This window comes from Aureimonas endophytica, from assembly GCF_014642635.1.
GTDB classification, from domain to species: Bacteria; Pseudomonadota; Alphaproteobacteria; order Rhizobiales; family Rhizobiaceae; genus Plantimonas; species Plantimonas endophytica.
The window spans coordinates 1-20,060 of record NZ_BMIQ01000010.1 but is presented as its reverse complement, the minus strand read 5'-3'; the positions used below and the strand labels follow the sequence as shown (position 1 = coordinate 20,060).

Genomic DNA, 20,060 nt, shown 5'->3' with positions numbered 1-20,060 from the left:
CGGCTTTCATCACAGAAACAACTCTCTCGCTAGGGCATCGCGACTGGCGGGTCAAAGGTCCGGCCGCCCGTCACCCCATCCAGAGACGGGCGCGGTCCGTCCGCTGATCCCAGACCCTCAGTATCTCGATATTGTCCGGTCCGACACGGTAGATAAGCGAAAACGGCGTCTTCGGCATCACGTATTCCCGGGCATCGAGATCCGAGAGGGGACGGCCGAGGCCAGGAAAGGACGAGAGCAGGTCCAAAGCCCTCAGGTATCGCTCGATGGCCTTGCCGGCCGCGCCGGAATGATAGTCCCTGAACCAGCGAAGGTCCTCGACGACCTTCGGCCCGAAGACGATGATCATCCGCGGCTCGGAACGATGTCCGGCTTCGGCGGCTCGAGTTCGTCATCGGTGCCCCAGGACATCACCCAGCGGTCCATGGCCTCGCGCGACACGAAGACGCCCCTATCGGCATCCGCGATCGCCGCCTCGATCGCCTGCCGCTTGGCGGCCCGCGCCTCGAGAAGGGCGCCGATCGCCTGCTCGGCGATGACGGACGACGAGACCCCGGCCCGGGCGGCCTCGCGTTCGAGGTCCGCCTTCATGCCGTCGTCGATGAGGATGGATGTCTTGCCCATGGTCGCATCCATTCAAGCTTCGGGCCGAACGCCGGATCGCGCCAGCCGCTAGAGTTCTACCCCGAGATGCTTCGCCGCCGTGAAGACGTCCTTGTCGCCCCGGCCGCAGAGATTCATCACGATGATCTGGTCCTTGCGCATCTTCGGGGCGCGCTTGATCACCTCGGCCAGCGCATGGCTCGGCTCCAGCGCCGGGATGATGCCCTCCACGCGCGTCAGGAGCTGGAAGGCGGCCAGCGCCTCCTTGTCCATGATCGGCACATATTCGACGCGGCCCTGATCCTTCAGCCAGGAATGTTCCGGCCCGATGCCCGGATAGTCGAGCCCGGCCGAGATCGAATGGCCTTCCTTGATCTGGCCTTCCGGCGTCTGGAGGAGATAGGTGCGGTTGCCGTGCAGGACGCCGGGCGAGCCGGCGGTCAGCGAGGCGCAATGCTCCTCGCCGTCCAGCCCCTTGCCGCCGGCCTCGACGCCGACGATGCCGACCTCGCGGTCATCGAGGAAGGGATGGAAGAGGCCGATCGCGTTCGAGCCGCCGCCGACCGCCGCGACGAGAAGGTCCGGCAGGCGGCCCTCGGCGGCGAGGATCTGCTCCTTCGCCTCCTTGCCGATCACCGACTGGAACTCGCGCACGAGCTCCGGATAGGGATGCGGGCCGGCGGCCGTGCCGATGAGGTAATAGGTCGAGTCGACATTGGTCACCCAGTCGCGCAGGGCCTCGTTCATCGCGTCCTTCAGCGTGCCGTGGCCCGCCGTCACCGGCACGACCTCGGCGCCGAGCAGCTTCATGCGGAAGACGTTCGGCGCCTGCCGCTCGACATCGGTCGCGCCCATATAGACGACGCAGGGCAGGCCGAAGCGCGCGCAGACCGTCGCCGTCGCGACGCCGTGCTGGCCGGCGCCGGTCTCGGCGATGATGCGCGTCTTGCCCATGCGCTTGGCCAGCAGGATCTGGCCGAGGCAATTGTTGATCTTGTGCGAGCCGGTATGGTTCAGCTCGTCGCGCTTGAAATAGATCTTCGCGCCGCCGAGCTCCTCGGTCAGCCGCTCGGCGAGATAGAGCGGCGAAGGCCGGCCGGTATAATGCGTGTTGAGATGTTCGAGCTCGGCCTTGAAGCTCGGATCGGTCCGCGCCGTCTCCCAGGCTCCCTGGAGATCGAGGATCAGCGGCATCAGCGTCTCGGCGACGAAGCGGCCGCCGAAGAGGCCGAAGCGACCCTCCTCGTCCGGTCCGGCGCGGAAGGAATTCGGAGGCGAGAGCTCGTTCACGAGACGGTCCGTTCTATAGGAGAGGCCGCGCCGATCGCGTCGAACAGCGCGTGGATGAGACGAAGGTCCTTGACGCCGGGGGCGCTCTCGACCCCGGAGGACAGATCGATGCCGGCCGGCTCCAGACGGGCGAGGACCGCCGCGACGTTGCCGGGATTGAGACCGCCCGACAGGATATAGGGCTGGGCGGGATCGAGTCCGGCGAGAAGGTCCCAGTCGAAGGCGACGCCGTTGCCGCCGGGCAGATCCGAGCCCTTCGGCTGCTTGGCGTCGAGAAGGATGCGGTCGGCGGCGCCGGCATAGCGGGGCACCGCCAGGAGATCCGCCGCCGCGCCGACGGAAAGCGCCTTCATCACGGGAAGGCCGCTCAGCGCCTTCACCGCCGCGACGCGCTCCGGGCTCTCCTTGCCGTGGAGTTGCAGAATGTCCGGCCGGACGCGGTTGGCGACGGCCTCGACCAGCGCGTCGTCGGGATCGACCAGAACGACGACGAGCTTCACCGGCGCCGGGATGGCGGGGCGCAGCGCCGCCATCTCGTCCAAGGAGAGATGGCGCGGGCTCCGGGGAAAATGGATGAAGCCGACATGCGTCGCGCCGCGCGCCGCCGCCGCCGCGACCGCCGCCTCCGTTCTCAACCCGCAGATCTTGATGTCGAGCGCCATGACCGTCCGTCTTTCCCGCCGCTTATCGCGCCGGGCCGCGCCCGCCGCAAGCCCGTCATCCCGTTCCGAAATCCACGGCATGAAGGGCGGCGCCATGCTCCTTCAACCAGAGCCGCCCGGCCTCCATGTCCGGGCAGAGCGCGCGGCACAGCGCCCAGAAGCCGGGACCGTGATTCATCTCCCGGAAATGCGCCACCTCATGGGCCGCCAGATAGTCGAGCACGGCGGGCGGCGCCATGACGATGCGCCAGGAAAAGGCGAGCCGGCGGGAGACCGTGCAGGAGCCCCAGCGGCTCTTCGTGTCCTTCAGCGTCAGGGCGGCGGGTTTCAGCCCGACGCTCGCGGCATGCCGGTCGACCGCCGCCTGGAGATCGGCCCGCGCCGCCCGCTTCAGCGCCTCGACGGTGCGGCGGCCGAAATGCGCCGCCTCCCCGCCGACGAGAAGGCAGAGGCCGGTGTCGCGGGTCTCGAACACGGCCGCGCGGCGCGACGGCTCGTGGACGAGGGTGAGGCTGCCGCCGCGAAACGGCAGGACGGCGCCGTCGGCGACGGTGATGCCCGGCTCCGCCCGCTCCAGCCGGCTGCGGGCCCAGTCGCGATGCCGCTCGATGAAATCGAGAATGGCGCCGCTGGAGGCGCGCGGCGGCGCGGTGATGGAAAGGCCGCCATTCTTCAGGCGGAGCGTCAGGCGCTTGGCGCGCGGATGGCGCCGCACCACGAGCGGCACCTCGCGGCCGTCGAAGGAGACGGCGGCGGGCAAGGCGGGTGGCGAACGGCGAAGGCCGGGAAGCTTCAAGGGCGGCACCGGCGAGGAGGCGGCGAGGCGGTCACCCCGCCGAAGAAGCATATTCCCGCAAAAAAGGCGACGGCCGCTTCGCGCGGCCGCCGCCCTCCTTCGATCGGCGATCGAGATCAGCCCTCGACGATCGGACCGTTATTGTCCGGCTTGCGACGGTTGGCCATGAAGCGATCGAACTCCTCCTGGTCCTTGGCGCGGCGCAGCTCGCGGGCATAGGCCTCGAACTCGGCGCGGGACTCGTCGAGGCGACGGCGCTCCTCGTCGAGGCGGCGCAGCTCGGCCTCGCGCCAGTCGTCGAAGGCGACATTGCCGGTGCGGTCCATGGTGAAGGGCGCGGCCCGGCCCCGACCCCAGCCGGCGCGGCGCATGCCGCAGAAGAAGCGGTCGGTGGAGCGGTTCACGTCGGTGCGGAACGCCTCCAGCCGGTCACCCCAGATGATGTAGGCGAGAACGGCGAGGCCGAGCGGCCAGTAGAGCATGAAGCCGCCGACCATGAGGGCGATGGTGGCGGGCGTCCAGGCCGGGCGAATGAGAGCGTGCGAGGTCATCGAGGCGCTTTCCTTTCAAAAGCGAGGCGACGGGCGTCGCGTCGCTTTCGAGATGGGAGCGGAAAAACCGCGCTTCAATAACCATCCGAAGAAAAGGCCGGCCGCCCTTCCCTCAGTTCGCGCCCGCCTCCCCGCCCGGCGCCTCGCCGCGCGCCGCGCGGGCCGCGACGCCCGCCGCGCCATGGGTGAGGGCGAAGTCGACGATGCGCGGCGCGATCTCGGCCCGGAAGCGCGAGCCGTTGAAGACGCCGTAATGACCGACCTTCGGCTGCACGTAATGGGCGCGGCGGTCCTCGGGGATCGACGAGCAGATGGTCTGGGCCGCCGCCGTCTGGCCGACGCCCGAAATATCGTCGTTCTCGCCCTCGACCGTCAGAAGCGCCGTGCGCCGGATCTTGGTCAGATCGACGCGCCCGCCGCGATAGGGCATCTCGTTCTTCGGCAGGAGATGCTGGATGAAGACGCGATCCACCGTCTCGAGGTAGAATTCCGCCGTCAGATCCATCACCGCATTGTATTCGTCGTAGAAGACGCGATGCTTCTCCGCGCTGTCGCCGTCGTTCTTGACGAGATGCAGGAAGAAGTCCTTGTGGGCGATCAGGTGGCGGTCGAGATTCATCGCCATGAAGCCGGAAAGCTGCAGGAAGCCCGGATAGACCAGGCGGCCGAAGCCCGCATGCGGGAAGGGCACGGGCATCGTCACGTTGTCGCGGAACCAGTCCAGCCCGCGCTCCTTGGCGAGCTTGTTCACGGCGGTCGGGTTGATGCGGGTGTCGATCGGGCCGCCCATCAGCGTCATCGAGGCGGGCGCGGCCGGGTCCTCGGCGGCTTCCATCACCGCCGTCGCCATCAGCACCGGCACCGCCGGCTGGCAGACGCCGATCACATGCGTGTCGGGTCCGAGGAAGCGCAGCATCTCGATGACGTAGTCGGCATAGTCCTCGAGGCCGAAGCGCCCGGCCGCCAGCGGCACGGTGCGGGCATCCACCCAGTCGGTGATGTAGACGTCGGCATAGGGCAGAAGCGCCTCGACGGTGCCCCGCAGAAGCGTCGCGTAATGGCCGGACATCGGAGCGACGATCAGGAAGCGTGGCCCGCGCGGGCGGCCTTCCGGCAGGGCGCGATCGAAATAGAGGAGACGGCAGAAGGTCTTATCGAGCACCACGCGCTCGGCGACCGGCACGCGCATGCCCTTCACCACCGTCTCGTCCAGGCCGAATTCCGGCTTGCCGTAGACGCGCGTCGTGCGCTCGAACAGTTCGGCGAAGGCCGCGACCGTTCGGCCGACCTCGGTATGCGAGACGGGATTCAGCGGGTTGGTGTAAAGGAGCTTCGTGACGTCGGCGACGGCGCGGAGCGGCGCGAGGGCCGCATGGTTCCATTCATAGAAGTGGTACAACATCCGCTCCTGCTTTGGGTTCTGACCGACATCCGAGCGCGCGTTCCGCGACCGGCCGCCTTACGCAAACTCCGAGTACAACGCTTGAAGACCCGTTTTCTCTCCATGACGATAGGCACCGATTCCTTGCCGGAGCCTGCGAGAGCGAGCCCCGTCCGAGCCAATCTTCGTGTGAATGATAAACCGGACCTTTAGCCGGCTCAATCCATTCCCTCGACGAGCACCATCTCGCCCTCGGCGACCGTCAGGCGGATCGCCTTGGCGGCCTGATAGGCGGGGCTGTCGTAGCAGGCGCGCGCCGCTTCGAGGCTCGGAAACTCGATCACGACATTGCGGGCCCGCGCCCGGCCCTCGAGCTCCACCAGCGCCCCGCCGCGCGCCAGGAACCGGGCGCCGAATTCGGCGAAGGCCGGCGCCGCGGTCGCGATATAGTCCTGGTAGCGCTCGGGATCGGCGATATCGACGCGGGCGATCCAATAGGCCTTGGGCATGACGGTCCTCACCGGTGGCGGCACAGCGTTCGAGATGTCGCCGCCGGAGCGCGCTTCAAGCCGTGGCCATTTCCGCGACGATGGCGCGGGCGGCGGCGAGCCGGTCGGGCGCGGCGACGATCGGCCGGGCGACGACGAGATGCGAGGCGCCGGCGCGAAGCGCGTCGGCGGGCGTCATCACCCGTTTCTGGTCGCCGGCCGCCGCGCCGGCCGGCCGGATGCCGGGCGTCACCAGCGCCAAAGCGGGGCCGAGGAGATCGCGCAGGCGCGCCGCTTCGGCGGCGGAGGCGACGAGCCCGCCGATCCCGGCTTCGCGCGCCTGGAGCGCCCGCTTCTCGACGAGTTCCGCGACGCCCATCACGCCATAGCCGGCCTCGACGAGATCGCTCTCGTCCCAGGAGGTCAGCACCGTCACGCCGAGCACGAGGAGATCGGTGCCGCTTGCGGCCTTCGCGGCGGCGCGCATCACCTGTGGATAGGCATGGACGGTCGTCATCGCGGCGCCGAGCGTCAGGATGTTCTCGATGCCCTTCTCGACCGTGTTGGCGATGTCGTGCAGCTTGAGATCGAGAAAGACCGACTTGCCGGCCCGCGCGAGGTCCGAAACGAGCGGCAGCCCGCCGGCATAGGCGAGCTGGTAGCCGATCTTATAGGCCGAGACGGTCTCGCCGAGTTCCGTCACCACGGCCTCCGCCTCGGCGCGCGAGGCGACGTCGAGACCCACGATGAGGCGCGGATCGGCTTCTCCTGCCGGCATGGCGTCTATTCCCCGGTTTCGTCCTTCCGGGGGATGTCTACCGTAACCGTGGTGCCGACGGTATCGGAATTGACGTCGAGACGCGCGTCGAGGCCGCGCACGAGGCTGATGACGATCCGCCCGCCCAGTCCCTTGCCGCCGGAGGCCGCGGACACGGCATTCGCCGTCCCGCCGGCATCCGTCGTCACGGCATTGGGCGTCGTATCGGCCGGCTGGCGCGGGCCGCGCGCATGAAGCCCGCCATCACCGCCTTCCGTGATCGCCTCGGCGATCTGGCGCGCGACATTCGGCTCGGCGGACGCGTCGTTCGCGACGGCCTTCGGTAGCCTCGGCGCGCCCTCCTCCCTGCCCGCGCGGGACGGCGCGCCGCCCGGCGCCGGCAGGATCGCCTCCGGCTCGGCCGCGCTCGCATACGGCCAATTGAGGCCCGGCCGCAGGCCGACGCCGTCATCGGTGACGGTGAGGCGGATGACGCCGGAGGACAGCATCTTCAGCCGCGCCTCGACCAGACCCTCGTCGCGGCCGGCGAAGGCGTGTTTCAGCGCATTGGTCAGAAGCTCGGAGAAGAGCAGGCCGATCCGCGCGGCGCGGTCGACATCGATATCCACCGCGTCGCAATCGACATTGATCCGCACCGAGCGGCGACCGTCGAGATGGCCGATCGTCGCCGCGATGCGGCTGACATAGGCGCCGAGCGGCACGCGCTTCGAGCGCGTATGGGCGACGCCCGCCTCCGTCATCTCCTGATAGAGGAGCTGCAGGCTCTCGATGCGGCGCGCGAGGGCGTGGAAGCTTTCCTCGCTGGTCTTCATCCGCGCCTGCATGCGGATCATGCCGATGATCATCGCCAGATGGTTCTTCACGCGATGCTGGATCTCGCCGAGCAGCGTGTCGATCGACAGGCTGCCCGGCCCGCCGTCGCGCGCCGTCATCGCGTCATGCGGCCCCTCGCTCATGTCGCGCTGAACGCCCAGGAAGCATTGCAGCCGGTTCTCGTTGTCGTAGAGCGGCGTGATCATCAAGCGGTTGAGGAACTTCGTGCCGTCCGCCCGATAGTTCACGATGTCGAGCGACAGGTCCTTCTGGGTCACCAGCGCCTCGCGGATGCGCCCCGGCGCGCCCGGATCGGTTTCCGGCCCCTGCAGAAAGCGGCAGTTGCGCCCGATCGCCGCCGCCGGCGCATAGCCGGTGATCCGGCCGAAGGCGTCGTTGACATAGACGATCGGATTGTCGGGGAGATGCGGATTGGTCAGGACCAGCGCGAGCGGGACCTTGGCCAGAACGGCGGCGCTGATCCCGTCCGGCATGCCGCCCAGGGCGGCCCCCTCGCTGTCCTCAATGTCAGACTTCATGCCGCGTCCGAGCAACCCTTGCTGGTTTCGAGGGTGGTTAAGCTATGGGGTGAGGAAGAGTTCCGGCGCCGCTTCGCCTCGTTCAGCATAAAGAGCCCCGCCGCCCCTTGTCGACCACGGGGGACGAATGGTCGCAGAAGGCATGGGCGCCGCGTCCGGCGCCGCGTTCCGCGTCGCCTCAGTGGGCCTCTTCCCAGTTGCCGGCCGCGCGCGCCTCGACGACGAGCGGCACGGCGAGCTCCACCACCGGCTCGGCCGCCCCTTCCATCACGCGCCGCACCACTGGGATGGTCGCCGCCACCTCGTCCTCCGGCACCTCGAAGACCAGTTCGTCATGGACCTGGAGCACCATCCGCGCCGCCAGCTTCTCGGCGGCGAGCGCCTCCTCCATGCGGATCATGGCGCGCCGGATGATGTCCGCCGCCGTGCCCTGGATCGGCGCGTTGATCGCGGCGCGCTCGTTGAAGGCGCGGATCGAGGGATTGGAATGGCGGATGTCGGGATAATGGATGCGCCGGCCGAACAGCGTCTCGACATAGCCCGCGGCCTTCGCCTGCGCCTTCGTGCCGTCCATGTAGTCGCGGATGCCGGGGAAGCGCTCGAAATAGCGGCGGATATAGAGGCCCGCCTCCTCCTGCCCGATGCCGAGCTGGTTGGCGAGGCCGAAGGACGAGATGCCGTAGATGATGCCGAAATTGATCGCCTTCGCCCGCCGCCGCACGTCGGAGGGCATGCCCTCGACCGGCACGCCGAACATCTCGGAGGCGGTCATCGCATGGATGTCGATCCCGTCGCGGAAGGCTTCGGTGAGCTGCGGGATTTCCGCCATATGGGCGAGGATGCGCAGTTCGATCTGCGAATAGTCGGCGGACAGGAGGCGCGAGCCCTCGCTCGCGACGAAGGCCGAGCGGATCGCCCGCCCCTCTTCCGTGCGCACCGGGATGTTCTGGAGGTTGGGATCGGAGGAGGACAGGCGCCCGGTCGTGGTCGACGCCATCGAGAAGGACGTGTGGATGCGGCTCTCGCGGTCGAGATAGTTCGGCAGCGCGTCGGTATAGGTGCCCTTCAGCTTGGTGAGCTGGCGCCAGTCGACGATGCGGCGCGGCAGGGCATGGCCTTCCGCCGCCAGATCCTCCAGCGTCCGCGCGTCGGTCGCCCATTGGCCGGTCTTGGTCTTCTTGCCGCCCGGCAGACCGAGCTTGCCGAACAGGATCTCGCCGAGCTGCTTGGGCGAGCCCGGATTGAAGCTCTCGCCGGCCATCTCGGAGATTTCCGCCTCCAGCGCCGCCGCCTTCTGGCTGAAGCGGCCGGACAGGCGCGACAGGATCGCGCGGTCGACGCGGATGCCGCGCTCCTCCATCCGCCCCAGCACCGGCACCAGCGGGCGCTCCAGCCGCTCGTAGACGGCGACGAGTCCCTCGGCGACGAGGCGCGGCTTCAGGACGCGCCAGAGCCGCAAGGTGACGTCGGCATCCTCCGCCGCATATTCCGTGACCTTGTCGATCGAACAGGCGGCGATGGCCTTCGCCGCCTTGCCGGTGCCGCAGAGCTCGCGATAGCTGATCGGCTTGTGGCCGAGGAAGCGCTCGGACAGTTCATCCATGCCGTGCCCGTCGAGCGAGGCGGAGGCGTCGAGCACGTAGGAGATCAGCATCGTGTCGTCGAAGGGCGCGATGGTCACGCCCTCGCGGCGCATCACCAGCCAGTCGAACTTCATGTTCTGGCCGATCTTCAGGATCGCCGGGTCTTCCAGGACCGGCTTCAGGATGGCGAGCGCCTCGGCGATGCCGAGCTGCGGCCCGACCGCATCCGCCTCGCCGCCCTCCGACAGGAGGTCGGCCGGCTTTTCCGCGACATGGGCGAGCGGGAGATAGGCCGCCTCGCCGGGCGCGACGGCGAAGGACAGGCCGACGAGCCCGGCCTTGGTCGCGTCGAGCGAATCGGTCTCGGTGTCGAAGGCGAGAAGCCCGGCCTCGACGGCCCGCGCCATCCAGGCCCGGAGCGTCGCCGCGTCGCGGATCGTGACATAGGCCGAGCGGTCGATCGCCGCCGCCGGCCCTGCCTCGCGGCGGGCGGCCGCGAGATCGGCGGGCTTCAGGGGCAGGTCGGCCGCCGGGCCGCCGGGCGCGGCGGGCGCCGCCGCCGGATCGAGGTCCGGCCCGCGCGCCTCGCCGTCGACCGCGACCTTCGCCACCGCCACCGCGCCGGCATCGGTGCCGAGCTGGGCGGCGACGCGCCGCGTCAGCGTCGTGAATTCCATCGCCTTCAGGAAGGCGACCAGCTTCTCGCCGTCCGGCTCGTGCAGCCGCAGGTCCTCCAGCGGCACGTCGAGCGGCATGTGCTGGTCGAGCGTCACGAGGCGCTTCGACAGGCGGGCCTGTTCGGCGAAGGTCTGGATGTTCTCGCGGCGCTTGGCCTGACGGATCTCGGCCGCGCGCTCCAGAAGCGCTTCCAGCGTGCCGAACGTCTCCAGAAGCTCGGCGGCGGTCTTCGGGCCGATGCCGGGCACGCCCGGCACGTTGTCGGACGTGTCGCCGACCAGCGCCTGGAGATCGATCATCTTCTCCGGCAGGACGCCGAACTTCTCCTTCACGTCGGCCGGGCCGAGCCGCTTGTCCTTCATCTGGTCGTAGAGGATGACGCAGGGACCGACGAGCTGCATCAGGTCCTTGTCGGAGGAGACGATCGTCACGTCGCCGCCCGCCTCCACCGCTTGGCGCGTATAGGTGGCGATGAGATCGTCCGCTTCGAAACCCTGCTGCTCGATGCAGGGCAGGTCGAAGGCGCGCACCGCCTCGCGAATCAGGGAGAATTGCGGCCGCAGGTCTTCCGGCGGCTCCGGCCGGTTCGCCTTATATTCCGCGTAGAGTTCGTTGCGGAAGGTCGTGGAGGAATGGTCGAAGATCACCGCGAAATGCGTCGGCGCCTTGCCGAGCGCGGTGTCGCGCGATTCCTCGACCAGCTTCCAGAGCATGTTGCAGAAGCCGGACACCGCCCCGACCGGCAGTCCGTCCGACTTGCGCGTCAGCGGCGGCAGGGCATGATAGGCGCGGAAGATATAGGCCGAGCCGTCGACGAGGAAGAGATGGTCGCCTTTCTGCATGGGGGATGCCTAGCCCGGCGCGGCGCCCGAGTCCATGCGGCGGCCCGGCGCCAGTCACGTTTCGCCGCGTTACTTGCCCGCCCGGCCGATCCTTTACAAATCGTAATGAAAAACTCACGCGCAAGTGAGTTCTTCGCGCCTGGAACGGCTTGAAAACCGGCACCTGGAAGATCACATGTTGGGCGACGGCGCGGCAGGAACGCGTCGCGTTCGGCCAAGACACGTCCCCCGCTCTTGTGCCGGATCTGTAAGGCCACGGGTCCCATCCCCCCTCGCGGGACCCCGGCCTTCGAAAAGTCGGAGCCGTCGTCGGCCAATCCCCCCTCGGGCCGCGACGGCTCCGCACCTTCGGCGGAGCCCTTCCCTTTCGGCCGATCGGATCGGATGCACCCCGCATCGCCCGCCGCGGCGCCTCCCCTCGCTTCGAATTGACTTTGCCCGACGCTTGCCCGACATCGAGCGCAAGGCTCGAAGGCACGGGAGACACGGCATGGCGGACAGGATCGAAGTCGAAGGCCTGAAGGTCGCCCGCCTCCTCAAGGACTTCATCGACACCGAGGCGCTGCCCGGCACCGGCATCGAGCCCGAGCGCTTCTGGAAAGGGCTCGCCGCGATCCTCGCCGATCTCGCCCCCCGCAATCGCGAGCTCCTGACGATCCGCGACGAGCTTCAGGGCCGGATCGACCAGTGGCATCTCGCGCGCCGCGGCCAGGAGATCGATGCCGCCGACTATCGCGCCTTTCTCGCCGAGATCGGCTATCTCGTGCCGGAAGGCCCGGACTTCGCCATCGAGACGGCGAATGTCGATCCCGAGATCGCCGAGATCCCCGGCCCGCAGCTCGTCGTGCCGCTGCTCAACGCCCGCTACACGCTGAACGCCGCCAATGCCCGCTGGGGCTCGCTCTACGACGCGCTCTACGGCACGGACGCGCTCGGCGACGCGCCGACGACCGGCGGCTATGACGAGGCGCGGGGCGCCCGCGTCGTCGCCTTCGCCAAGGACTTCCTCGACCGCGTCGCGCCGCTCGACGGCATGAGCCACAAGGACGCCCATCTCTACCGCGTCGAGAGCGGCCATCTCCTCGCGGCGGCGGGCGACCGCGTGGCGCGGCTGAAGGACCCCGCACAGTTCGCCGGCCATTCCGGCGATATGGCCGGGAAGGGCAGCGTGCTCCTGCGGCACAACGGGCTGCATGTCGAACTGAAGATCGACGAGTCCCATCCGATCGGCGCCAAGGACCCGGCCAAGCTCGCCGACGTCGTCCTCGAAGCCGCGATGACGGCGATCTGCGACCTGGAGGATTCGATCGCGGCGGTGGATGCCGAGGACAAGACGGCCGTCTACCGCAACTGGCTCGGCCTGATGAAGGGCGACCTCGCCGAGAGCTTCGAGAAGAACGGCCGGACGATCCGCCGGACGCTCGAAAGCGACCGCGCCTATACCGCGCCGGACGGCGGCACGCTGACCCTCCCCGGCCGCTCGCTGCTGCTCGTGCGCAATGTCGGGCATCTGATGACCAATCCGGCGATCCTTCTCGCCGACGGCTCGGAAGTGCCGGAAGGCATCATGGACGCCATGGTCACGGGCATGATCGCCCTGCACGACCTGAAGAAGCGGGAGGGCCTCCGCAATTCGCGCGCCGGCTCGGTCTATATCGTGAAGCCGAAGATGCACGGGCCGGCCGAGGTCGCCTTCGCCAACGAGCTATTCGACCGCGTCGAGGCGGCGCTCGGCCTTGCGCCGAACACGCTGAAGATGGGCATCATGGACGAGGAGCGGCGCACCTCGGCCAATCTGAAGGAGGCGATCCGGGCGGCGAAGTCGCGCGTCTTCTTCATCAATACCGGCTTTCTCGACCGGACCGGCGACGAGCTCCACACCTCGATGGAAGCCGGCGCCATGGTGCGCAAGGGCCAGATGCGCGCCGAGAGCTGGATCAAGGCCTACGAGGACCGCAACGTCGATATCGGCCTCGCCTGCGGCTTTTCCGGCAAGGCGCAGATCGGCAAGGGCATGTGGGCGATGCCGGCCCGGATGCACGACATGCTGGAGCAGAAGGTCGGCCATCCGCAGGCCGGCGCCAACTGCGCCTGGGTGCCGAGCCCGACCGCCGCGACGCTGCATGCGACGCACTATCACACGGTCGACGTCATCGCCCGCCAGCGCGAGATCGCGGCCGGCGGCCCGCGCGCTTCGCTCGACGCGCTCCTGACGATCCCCGTGGCGCGCGGCGCCAACTGGAGCGAGGAGGAGATCCGCGCCGAGATCCGCAACAACGCCCAGGGCATTCTCGGCTATGTCGTGCGCTGGGTCGACCAGGGCGTCGGCTGCTCCACCGTGCCGGACATCAACGATGTCGGCCTGATGGAGGATCGCGCCACCTGCCGCATCTCCAGCCAGGCGCTGGCCAACTGGCTGCATCACGGCGTCGTCGGCAAGGACGAGGTGATGGCCGCGATGCGCGAGATGGCCGCCAAGGTCGACGCGCAGAATGCCGGCGACCGCAACTATCGGCCGATGGCCCCGGATTTCGACGCTTCGATCGCCTTCCAGGCGGCCTGCGATCTCGTCTTCCTGGGCCGCGAGCAGCCGTCGGGCTATACCGAGCCGGTGCTCCACCGCCGCCGCCTGGAGCGCAAGGCCGCCGGCTGAGCGGCGGCCGGGATGCGGCCGATCGGCGGGAGCCTCCCGGCATGAGCTGGACCGATCCGATCGACGCCTATTGCGAGCGGCTCGGTCCCGGCTTCTGGGCCGAGCCGGTCAACGCCCTGTCGAACGCCGCCTTTCTGCTGGCGGCGCTCGCCGCCTTCCGGCTCTGGCGGAAGCGCAACCGAAACGCTGCCCGACCCGATCGCGCGAGCCTCGTCCTCACCGGCCTCGTCGCGGTGATCGGCACCGGTTCCTTCCTGTTCCACACCTTCGCCGATCGCTGGTCGGTGCTTGCCGACACGATCCCGATCGCGCTCTTCATCTATGCCTATTTCGGGCTGGCGCTGGCGCGCTTCGGCGCCCTGCCGCCCTGGCGCGCCGCCGTGGCGACAGCGGGCTTCCTCGCCGCCTCGCTGCTTCTCGCCGAACCGCTCTTCGCGCCGCTGGTCGGCTCGTCGGCCGGCTATGTTCCAGCGCTTCTCGCGCTGTTCGGCATCGGGCTCTGGCTGAAGCGCCGATCGCGCGCCGGCGGCGAGGCTCTCCTCGCGGCCGGCACCGTCTTTCTGGTCTCGCTGGCTTTGCGCACCGCCGATCTGCCGCTCTGCGACTCCTGGCCGCTCGGCACCCATTTCGGCTGGCACATCCTCAACGCGCTGGTGCTCTTCCTTCTGCTCCGCGCGGCGATCGGGCATCAGCCGGCGTCGGAGCGCACCTCGTAGTCGGAAGACAGGCTGCGGGCGAGGACGAGCCGCATGTTCGGCAGGTCGTTGCCCTCCATCTTCGCCACCATCTCCGCGCCGGCATAGCCATAGCCCTGCCAGCGCTGGGTCAGCCGGGCCTCCAGCACCGCCTCCTCGGCGACGAGCTTCACCGTGACGTCGAAGAGCGGCTTCAGATCGCGCCAGCCCTCCTCGTCGAGAAGGAGATAGTTGCCCTCGACGATGATGAGCCGGGCCGTCGGCGCGATGATGCGCCCGCCCGCCCGGGCGATCTCCAGATCGCGGTCGAAGACCGGCACCGCGATCTCCGTGCCGTCGTCGCGCTTCACCCGCTCGATCATCGCGCGGAAGCCGAGAAGGTCGAAAGTGTGCGGCGCGCCCTTGCGCGGCCGATGGCCCCGGGCGTTCAGGACGAGATCGTCGAAATGATAGCCGTCCATCGGCAGGATGTCGGCGATGCCGGGCCGCGCCTCGTTCAGGAGGCTCTTCAGCGTCTCGGCCGTCGTCGTCTTGCCGACGCCGGGCGGGCCGGCCAGGGCCACGAGCCGGCGCGCCGGCGCCGCCTCGCCGAGAAGTCGTTCGGCGAGCGCCGGCAGGGTCAGGCTTTCACTCATGAATTCAGACGGCCTCCGCGATGCCGATGCTGGAATGGTCCTGGTCGAGGCAGGTTTCGAACACCTGTCCGACGGCGATGAGGATGGGTTTGTCGAGGCCGATGGCGGCGACGATGGCTTCGAGGTCCTGGAGGCGGCCGGCGCGGCGTGTCTCGTCGGCGCGGCTGAGATGGGCGGCGACGGCCACCGGCGTGTCGCCGGAAAGGCCCTCGCCCATCAGCCGCGCCGCGATCCGCCCCGCCATCCGCCCGCCCATGTAGAACACCACCGTCGCCCGCGCCGCCGCCAGACCCGCCCAGTCGACGCTGTCCGGCAGGTCGCCATGGCGCGAATGGCCCGTCACCAGACGCAGCTCGCTCGCATGGTCGCGATGCGTCAGCGACACCCCGAAGCTCGCCGCCAGCGCCGAGGCCGCCGTGATGCCCGGCACCAGCTCCACCGGAATGGCCTCGCGCGTCAGCTCGGCGATCTCCTCCCCCGCCCGACCGAACACCGACACGTCGCCCGACTTCAGCCGCACCACATGCCGGCCGGCTTTCGCCAGCCGCACCATCGTGGCGTTGATGTCCTCCTGCCGGCAGCTTTCCCGCCCGCCCCTTTTGCCGACGAGAAGCCGCTTCGCCTCGCGCCGGGCAAGCTCCAGCACCTCGTCCGAGACGAGATCGTCGAAGAGGATCACGTCGGCGCTCTGAAGAGCCCGCACCGCCTTCAGCGTCAGAAGCTCGGCCTCGCCCGGCCCGGCCCCGACCAGCGTCACTCGCCCGCCCGGCGCGCCGGACCCGGCCAGTTCGCCCACCAGCCGGCGCGCCGCGTCCTCCGCCTCGTTTGTCGCCGCCTCAAGGCCCGTCTCCGGGGCGGCGGCGAGGCGGCGCGTGAAGGCGGCGTCGGTGAAGCGCTCCCAGAAGGCGCGGCGCTGGGGACCGGGGGCGAGGCGTTCCAGCACCTCGGTCCGCAGCTTCGCCGCCAGCCGGCCCCAGGCGCTGAGCGAGGGCGGCAGCAGCGTCTCGATGCGCCGGCGGATCGCCTGGCCGAGGATCGGCGCCGCGCCGTCGGTCGAGATGCCGACCACCACCGGCGAGCGGTTCACCACCGAGCCGAAGGAGAACTGGCAGAAGGCCGGCTTGTCGACGACGTTCCACGGCACGCCCGCCGCCTTCGCCGCGCAGGCGAACGCCCGCGCCTCGCCCTCGCCCTCGCAGTCGAGGACGGCGACGGCGGCGCCTTTGAGGCAGGCCGCGTCCCAGATCCGGTCGCGATGGCACAGCGAGCCGGCCGCCGCGCCCGTCGAAAGAAGCTCGGCCATCTCGTCCGACAGATCGGCCGCCGGCGCATGGACCTCGACCAGCGCTCCCGCCGCCGCCAGAAGCTCCGCCTTCCAGGCCGCCCCCGCCGTGCCTCCCGCAACGATCACCCGGCGCCCCGCCAGCGACAGAAACACCGGAACGACCGACAGGGGGCCCATCCGCTCGGGGCGCTGCCTGTTCTCGGAACCCTCGCTTTCGTCGCCCATCGCGCTCATGCCCGTCATCCGCTGCCGCCCGGGTGCTTGTCGCAGATCGTGCCGGGGTCGATCCAGCACGGCTGTTCCGCCAAGCGCCCCTTGCGGAGAAAGCCGATCCTCAGCCGCGATCGGCGACGAGGCCGGCGGCCTCGATGCCGGCGACGGCCGCCGCCTCGTCATTGTCGGACGTGTCGCCGGTGATGCCGACGGCGCCGACGATCCGGCCCTCCTCGCGGATCAGGACGCCGCCCGGCACCGGCACCAGCGAGCCGCCGGCCAGCGCGTTCATCGACTGGATGAAGAAGGGCTGCTGCTCGGCCCGCGCCATCAGCGCCCGCGAGCCGAGGCCCATCTGCACCGCGCCATTGGCCTTGCCGATCGCGATGGCCGGGCGCAGCGGGCTCGCGCCGTCCTCGCGCTCCAGCGCTAGGAGATCGCCGCCGGCATCGAGCACCACGACGGTGAGCGGCTTCAGATTGAGCTCCCGCCCCTTGGCGCGGGCGGCTGCGACGATGGCGCGTGCGATGTCGAGGGAAAGCGGCATGGGGACGATCCGTTCTTGCTGCATCCGTTCTAGCGGCATGCGGAACGGATTGCACCAGGAGCCGACCCGATGCGAGGACAGAAGCGATGACGGACGCCGAACTCGACGAGCTTCTCGCCGACTGTCCGAGGCTTTTCCACATGGCGGAGGCGGGAAGCTGGCCGGCGATCCGCCGCCACGGCCTGCTTTCGACCTCGGCGCTTCTCGATCTCTGCGATGTCGCGCCGGAAAGGCGCCCGGCGATCGAGGCGGCCCGCCGGCCGGCCGGGATCGAACTCCAGGGGCCGGACGGCGAGCGCATCCTGATTCGCGACAACAAGCCGATCAACGACGCCGCGCTTGCCCGCGTCCTCGACGGCGGCCTCGTCCCCGAGGACTGGTATCGCCTGCTGAACGGACGGGTCTTCTTCTGGCTGTCGGAGAAGCGCCTGCGCCGCCTGCTGGAAGCGGGCAGCTACCGCGCCGCGCGGCACGACGTCCTGACGCTCGACGCCCGCGCCCTGGTCGAGGCCCATCGCGACCGGATCGCGCTCTCGCCGATCAATTCCGGCACGACGGGCCGCTTTCCGCAGCGGCGCGGCCCGGAGACGTTCCGCGCCATCCCCGATTATCCCTATGCCGAATGGCGGCGAAAACGGTCGAAAGGCGAGCGGGTGGTCGAGCTCACCGTCGACCATGGGGTTCCCGATGTCGAACGTTTCGTCCTCGGCCTCACGCGGATGGGCGGCGGCCAGCCGGACGAGCCGCTCCTCACCTGAAGCGGCGCGCCGCGTCGATGGCAAGGCCGAGGCCGACCGAGCCGAAGGCGTCCGAGCGGGCGATCTCGGCGCCCGGGAAGCGGCCGGTCGCCGCCTGGAACACGGCCGGCACCTGCGCGCCGCCGCCGGTGAGGATGACGGTCTCGATGGCCTCGGCCGCGACGCCGGCCGTTTCCAGCGCCGCCTCGATGGCGCCGCCGATCCGCTCCACCAGTTCGGCGACCGCCGCCTCGAACTCGGCGCGCGCGACCGGCGCCTCCAGCGTCAGCTCCGGCTCGGCGAGGCGGATCGCCGTTTCCGGCTCGTCGGTCAGGCGGATCTTCGCCGCCTCGACCGCGCCGGCGATGCGGTGGCCGGAGCGGTGGCGCAGCACATGGACGAGGCGCTTCAGCTTCTCGGGCTCGGCCGCCTCGCGCACCATGTCCTCGGCGTCGCGCACGATCTTCGGGGTGTAGAGGAGGTTCACCCGGTGCCAGGTGGCGAGATCGTTGAAATACCAGACCGGCATGCGCCGCTTGCCGTCGGCGCTTTCCGAGCCGAGGCCGAGCAGCGGCTGCATCTTGGCGATGTTGAGCAGCCGGTCGAAATCGGTGCCGCCGACATGGACGCCGGTCGAGGCGAGAAGATCGTCGCGCCGGTCGAGCCGCTTCGCCCGCTCCGGCGACAGGCGCACCACGGTGAAGTCGGACGTGCCGCCGCCGATATCGACGACCAGGGCGAGGCGTTCTTCCGTGATGGTGCTCTCGTGATAGAGCGCCGCCGCCACCGGCTCGAACTGGAATTCGACATGGGAAAAGCCCTGGGCGCGGGCCGCGCTGGCCAGTTCCCCTTCCGCCCGCCGGTCGGCCGCGTCGTCCTCGTCGACGAAGCGCACGGGTCGGCCGAAGACGGCGCGCTCGACCGGGGCGCCGGCCGCCGCGTCGAGTTGCCCCTTCAGATGCGCGAGAAAGCGGCCGATCAGCGCCTCGAAGCTCAGGCGCTCGCGTCCGACCAGCGTCGTCTCGCCCATCAGCTTGGTGCCGAGAATGCTCTTCAGCGCCCGCATGAAGCGGCCTTCCGCCCCGTCGACATATTCGTGGACGGCAGCGCGTCCGAAATAGGTGCGCCCGTCCTCCAGGCTGAAGAACAGGGCGGAGGGAATGGTGCGATGCTCGCCCTCGAGCGCGAGCAGGCGCGGCGCCCCCGCCGCGCCGCAAAGGCCGAGCGTCGAATTGGTGGTGCCGAAATCGAGGCCGGCATGGAGCGCGGACATGGGGCCATCCTTTGAAAAAACGCGCGAGCGAACGCTCCCGCCCCCGCGAGAAGGCGGTGCGGCGAAAGGGCTCGTTCGGAAGGGAGGGCTCGTATAGCGAAGGGGCGGCGCCGAGGAAAGGCTCGCGCGCATCCGTGACGCAAAAGAATGAGGGCGCCCGGCGACGGGCGCCCTTGCCGCTCAGGCGCTCATCTGCTCGAAGCCGTCCGACGGCCTGTCCGAGCCGAGATCGAGATCGACCCGCTGCCGGGCGCTGGTCTGCGTCGAGGGTGCGGGCGAGCGAGGCTGCGGCTTCGCGGGCGGCGCAAGGAACGGCGGGCGGCTCGCGGCGGGCGCCGCTCGCTCGCTCGGCGCGGCGGAGGCGGGCCGGGCGAAGGAGCCGACGCGGTTCTGCAGCGACAGCACGTCGCCCGCCGTCTTCGGCGGCTCGGCCGCAAGAGCGCTCGGCTTCGCGGCGGTGCGTGCCTGCGCCTGGGCGGCGATGCCCGTTTCCACCGCGTCGCCGAGGCGGAAATAGCCGATCTGGTCGCGAAGATAGGCGGCCTCGGCGGACAGATGCTCCGTGGTCGCCGCCATCTCGTTGGCCGCCGCGGCGTTCTGCTGCGTCACCTGATCGAGCGCGTCGATGGCCGCCGCGTTCTGCTGGGTCACCATCTCCAGTTCATGCACGGCGGCGGCGTTCTGCTGGGCCACCTGTTCCAGCTCCTGGACGGCTTGGGCATTGCGCTGGGTGACCCGTTCGAGTTCGCCGACGGCCGCCGCGTTCTGCTGCGCCACCTGCTCCAACTCCCCGACGGCCGTGGCGTTGCGCTGGGCGACGGTCTCCAGTTCCCGCACCGCCTGCGTGTTCTGCTGCGCGGCGCAGTCGAGCTGCTGCACGGCGGCGGCGTTCTGCTGGGTGACCTTGTCGAGCTGCTGGATGGCCTGGTTGATCTGCTCGGCCCCGGCATTCTGCTCGCGGCAGGCGGCCGAGATCTCGCCGACGAGTTCCGAGGTGCGCTGGATGTCGGGCACCAGC

The 20,060-nt window shown here is 69.7% G+C and carries 18 protein-coding genes and 1 pseudogene; 3 read left to right on the top strand and 16 right to left on the bottom strand.

Annotation, left to right across the window (positions count from 1 at the left end):
- Positions 1–70 precede the first annotated feature (70 nt).
- The 11 genes from IEY14_RS23025 to polA form a co-directional block, all read right to left on the bottom strand.
- Positions 71–349: a type II toxin-antitoxin system RelE/ParE family toxin gene (locus IEY14_RS23025; RefSeq protein ID WP_188912755.1), complete on the bottom strand. Its 279-nt coding sequence runs from the start codon at positions 347–349 to the stop codon at positions 71–73.
- Complete coding sequence (locus tag IEY14_RS23020; RefSeq protein ID WP_188912752.1) at positions 346–624, bottom strand: hypothetical protein; 279 nt, start codon at positions 622–624, stop codon at positions 346–348. Before IEY14_RS23020 ends, IEY14_RS23025 begins: the two co-directional genes overlap by 4 nt.
- 48 nt (positions 625–672) lie before the next feature.
- Entirely contained in the window at positions 673–1,893 is a 1,221-nt protein-coding gene (trpB, locus tag IEY14_RS23015) for a tryptophan synthase subunit beta (RefSeq protein WP_188912750.1), read from the bottom strand.
- Positions 1,890–2,555 carry a phosphoribosylanthranilate isomerase gene (locus IEY14_RS23010; protein WP_188912748.1) on the bottom strand — a complete coding sequence of 222 codons (666 nt, stop codon included), beginning with the start codon at positions 2,553–2,555 and terminating at the stop codon, positions 1,890–1,892. The genes trpB and IEY14_RS23010 overlap by 4 nt, the downstream gene beginning before the upstream one ends.
- A 55-nt stretch (positions 2,556–2,610) precedes the next feature.
- Complete coding sequence (locus tag IEY14_RS23005) at positions 2,611–3,402, bottom strand: M48 family metallopeptidase (RefSeq protein WP_188912746.1); 792 nt, start codon at positions 3,400–3,402, stop codon at positions 2,611–2,613.
- 65 nt (positions 3,403–3,467) lie between these two features.
- Positions 3,468–3,902, bottom strand: coding sequence for a DUF2852 domain-containing protein (locus IEY14_RS23000; protein ID WP_188912744.1), 435 nt, complete (start codon positions 3,900–3,902; stop codon positions 3,468–3,470).
- Between the two features lie 112 nt (positions 3,903–4,014).
- A complete protein-coding gene (locus tag IEY14_RS22995) occupies positions 4,015–5,304 on the bottom strand; it encodes a polyhydroxyalkanoate depolymerase (RefSeq protein WP_188912743.1) in 1,290 nt (429 codons plus the stop codon).
- Between the two features lie 197 nt (positions 5,305–5,501).
- Positions 5,502–5,792 (bottom strand): DUF1330 domain-containing protein, encoded by a 291-nt coding sequence (locus IEY14_RS22990; RefSeq protein WP_188912742.1) that lies wholly within the window; start codon positions 5,790–5,792, stop codon positions 5,502–5,504.
- A 55-nt stretch (positions 5,793–5,847) separates the two neighbouring features.
- A complete protein-coding gene (gene pyrF, locus IEY14_RS22985; RefSeq protein ID WP_188912741.1) occupies positions 5,848–6,549 on the bottom strand; it encodes an orotidine-5'-phosphate decarboxylase in 702 nt (233 codons plus the stop codon).
- Positions 6,550–6,554: 5 nt separating this feature from the next.
- Positions 6,555–7,901 carry a PAS domain-containing protein gene (locus tag IEY14_RS22980; protein ID WP_188912740.1) on the bottom strand — a complete coding sequence of 449 codons (1,347 nt, stop codon included), beginning with the start codon at positions 7,899–7,901 and terminating at the stop codon, positions 6,555–6,557.
- A gap of 178 nt (positions 7,902–8,079) precedes the next feature.
- On the bottom strand, positions 8,080–11,004 hold the full coding sequence (gene polA, locus IEY14_RS22975) for a DNA polymerase I (RefSeq protein WP_188912739.1): 2,925 nt from the start codon (positions 11,002–11,004) through the stop codon (positions 8,080–8,082).
- Between the two features lie 490 nt (positions 11,005–11,494).
- Here polA and IEY14_RS22970 point away from each other — a divergent pair, with 490 nt between their 5' ends.
- Both IEY14_RS22970 and IEY14_RS22965 read left to right on the top strand, forming a co-directional pair.
- A complete protein-coding gene (locus IEY14_RS22970) occupies positions 11,495–13,657 on the top strand; it encodes a malate synthase G (RefSeq protein WP_188912738.1) in 2,163 nt (720 codons plus the stop codon).
- Positions 13,658–13,698: 41 nt separating this feature from the next.
- Positions 13,699–14,373, top strand: a complete 675-nt coding sequence (locus tag IEY14_RS22965) for a ceramidase domain-containing protein (protein ID WP_188912736.1) — start codon at positions 13,699–13,701, stop codon at positions 14,371–14,373.
- On the opposite strand, the gene IEY14_RS22960 is transcribed toward IEY14_RS22965, so the two are convergent.
- From IEY14_RS22960 to IEY14_RS22950, 3 genes are all read right to left on the bottom strand, one after another.
- Positions 14,346–14,987, bottom strand: coding sequence for a nucleoside/nucleotide kinase family protein (locus IEY14_RS22960; protein ID WP_188912734.1), 642 nt, complete (start codon positions 14,985–14,987; stop codon positions 14,346–14,348). The genes IEY14_RS22965 and IEY14_RS22960 overlap by 28 nt on opposite strands.
- Before the next feature lie 4 nt (positions 14,988–14,991).
- Positions 14,992–16,506 (bottom strand): siroheme synthase CysG, encoded by a 1,515-nt coding sequence (gene cysG, locus IEY14_RS22955; RefSeq protein WP_244639644.1) that lies wholly within the window; start codon positions 16,504–16,506, stop codon positions 14,992–14,994.
- Between the two features lie 100 nt (positions 16,507–16,606).
- Complete coding sequence (locus IEY14_RS22950) at positions 16,607–17,032, bottom strand: GlcG/HbpS family heme-binding protein (RefSeq protein WP_188912732.1); 426 nt, start codon at positions 17,030–17,032, stop codon at positions 16,607–16,609.
- 86 nt (positions 17,033–17,118) lie between these two features.
- On the opposite strand from IEY14_RS22950, the gene IEY14_RS22945 reads away from it, so the two are divergent.
- Entirely contained in the window at positions 17,119–17,790 is a 672-nt protein-coding gene (locus IEY14_RS22945) for a DUF7002 family protein (protein ID WP_188912730.1), read from the top strand.
- On the opposite strand, the gene IEY14_RS22940 is transcribed toward IEY14_RS22945, so the two are convergent.
- Positions 17,783–19,042, bottom strand: a complete 1,260-nt coding sequence (locus tag IEY14_RS22940; RefSeq protein WP_188912728.1) for an Hsp70 family protein — start codon at positions 19,040–19,042, stop codon at positions 17,783–17,785. The two genes, IEY14_RS22945 and IEY14_RS22940, sit on opposite strands and share 8 nt — an antisense overlap.
- A gap of 819 nt (positions 19,043–19,861) precedes the next feature.
- A pseudogene (locus IEY14_RS26345) lies at positions 19,862–20,060 on the bottom strand (methyl-accepting chemotaxis protein); the annotation flags it as partial.

Bases quoted from the DNA above. Each gene is read 5' to 3' on its own strand.
- IEY14_RS23025 (WP_188912755.1), bottom strand. From the start codon at position 349: ATGATCATCGTCTTCGGGCCGAAGGTCGTCGAGGACCTTCGCTGGTTC.
- IEY14_RS23020 (WP_188912752.1), bottom strand. From the start codon at position 624: ATGGGCAAGACATCCATCCTCATCGACGACGGCATGAAGGCGGACCTC.
- IEY14_RS23010 (WP_188912748.1), bottom strand. From the start codon at position 2,555: ATGGCGCTCGACATCAAGATCTGCGGGTTGAGAACGGAGGCGGCGGTC.
- IEY14_RS23005 (WP_188912746.1), bottom strand. From the start codon at position 3,402: ATGCTTCTTCGGCGGGGTGACCGCCTCGCCGCCTCCTCGCCGGTGCCG.
- IEY14_RS23000 (WP_188912744.1), bottom strand. From the start codon at position 3,902: ATGACCTCGCACGCTCTCATTCGCCCGGCCTGGACGCCCGCCACCATC.
- IEY14_RS22995 (WP_188912743.1), bottom strand. From the start codon at position 5,304: ATGTTGTACCACTTCTATGAATGGAACCATGCGGCCCTCGCGCCGCTC.
- IEY14_RS22990 (WP_188912742.1), bottom strand. From the start codon at position 5,792: ATGCCCAAGGCCTATTGGATCGCCCGCGTCGATATCGCCGATCCCGAG.
- pyrF (WP_188912741.1), bottom strand. From the start codon at position 6,549: ATGCCGGCAGGAGAAGCCGATCCGCGCCTCATCGTGGGTCTCGACGTC.
- IEY14_RS22980 (WP_188912740.1), bottom strand. From the start codon at position 7,901: ATGAAGTCTGACATTGAGGACAGCGAGGGGGCCGCCCTGGGCGGCATG.
- polA (WP_188912739.1), bottom strand. From the start codon at position 11,004: ATGCAGAAAGGCGACCATCTCTTCCTCGTCGACGGCTCGGCCTATATC.
- IEY14_RS22970 (WP_188912738.1), top strand. From the start codon at position 11,495: ATGGCGGACAGGATCGAAGTCGAAGGCCTGAAGGTCGCCCGCCTCCTC.
- IEY14_RS22965 (WP_188912736.1), top strand. From the start codon at position 13,699: ATGAGCTGGACCGATCCGATCGACGCCTATTGCGAGCGGCTCGGTCCC.
- IEY14_RS22960 (WP_188912734.1), bottom strand. From the start codon at position 14,987: ATGAGTGAAAGCCTGACCCTGCCGGCGCTCGCCGAACGACTTCTCGGC.
- cysG (WP_244639644.1), bottom strand. From the start codon at position 16,506: ATGAGCGCGATGGGCGACGAAAGCGAGGGTTCCGAGAACAGGCAGCGC.
- IEY14_RS22950 (WP_188912732.1), bottom strand. From the start codon at position 17,032: ATGCCGCTTTCCCTCGACATCGCACGCGCCATCGTCGCAGCCGCCCGC.
- IEY14_RS22945 (WP_188912730.1), top strand. From the start codon at position 17,119: ATGACGGACGCCGAACTCGACGAGCTTCTCGCCGACTGTCCGAGGCTT.
- IEY14_RS22940 (WP_188912728.1), bottom strand. From the start codon at position 19,042: ATGTCCGCGCTCCATGCCGGCCTCGATTTCGGCACCACCAATTCGACG.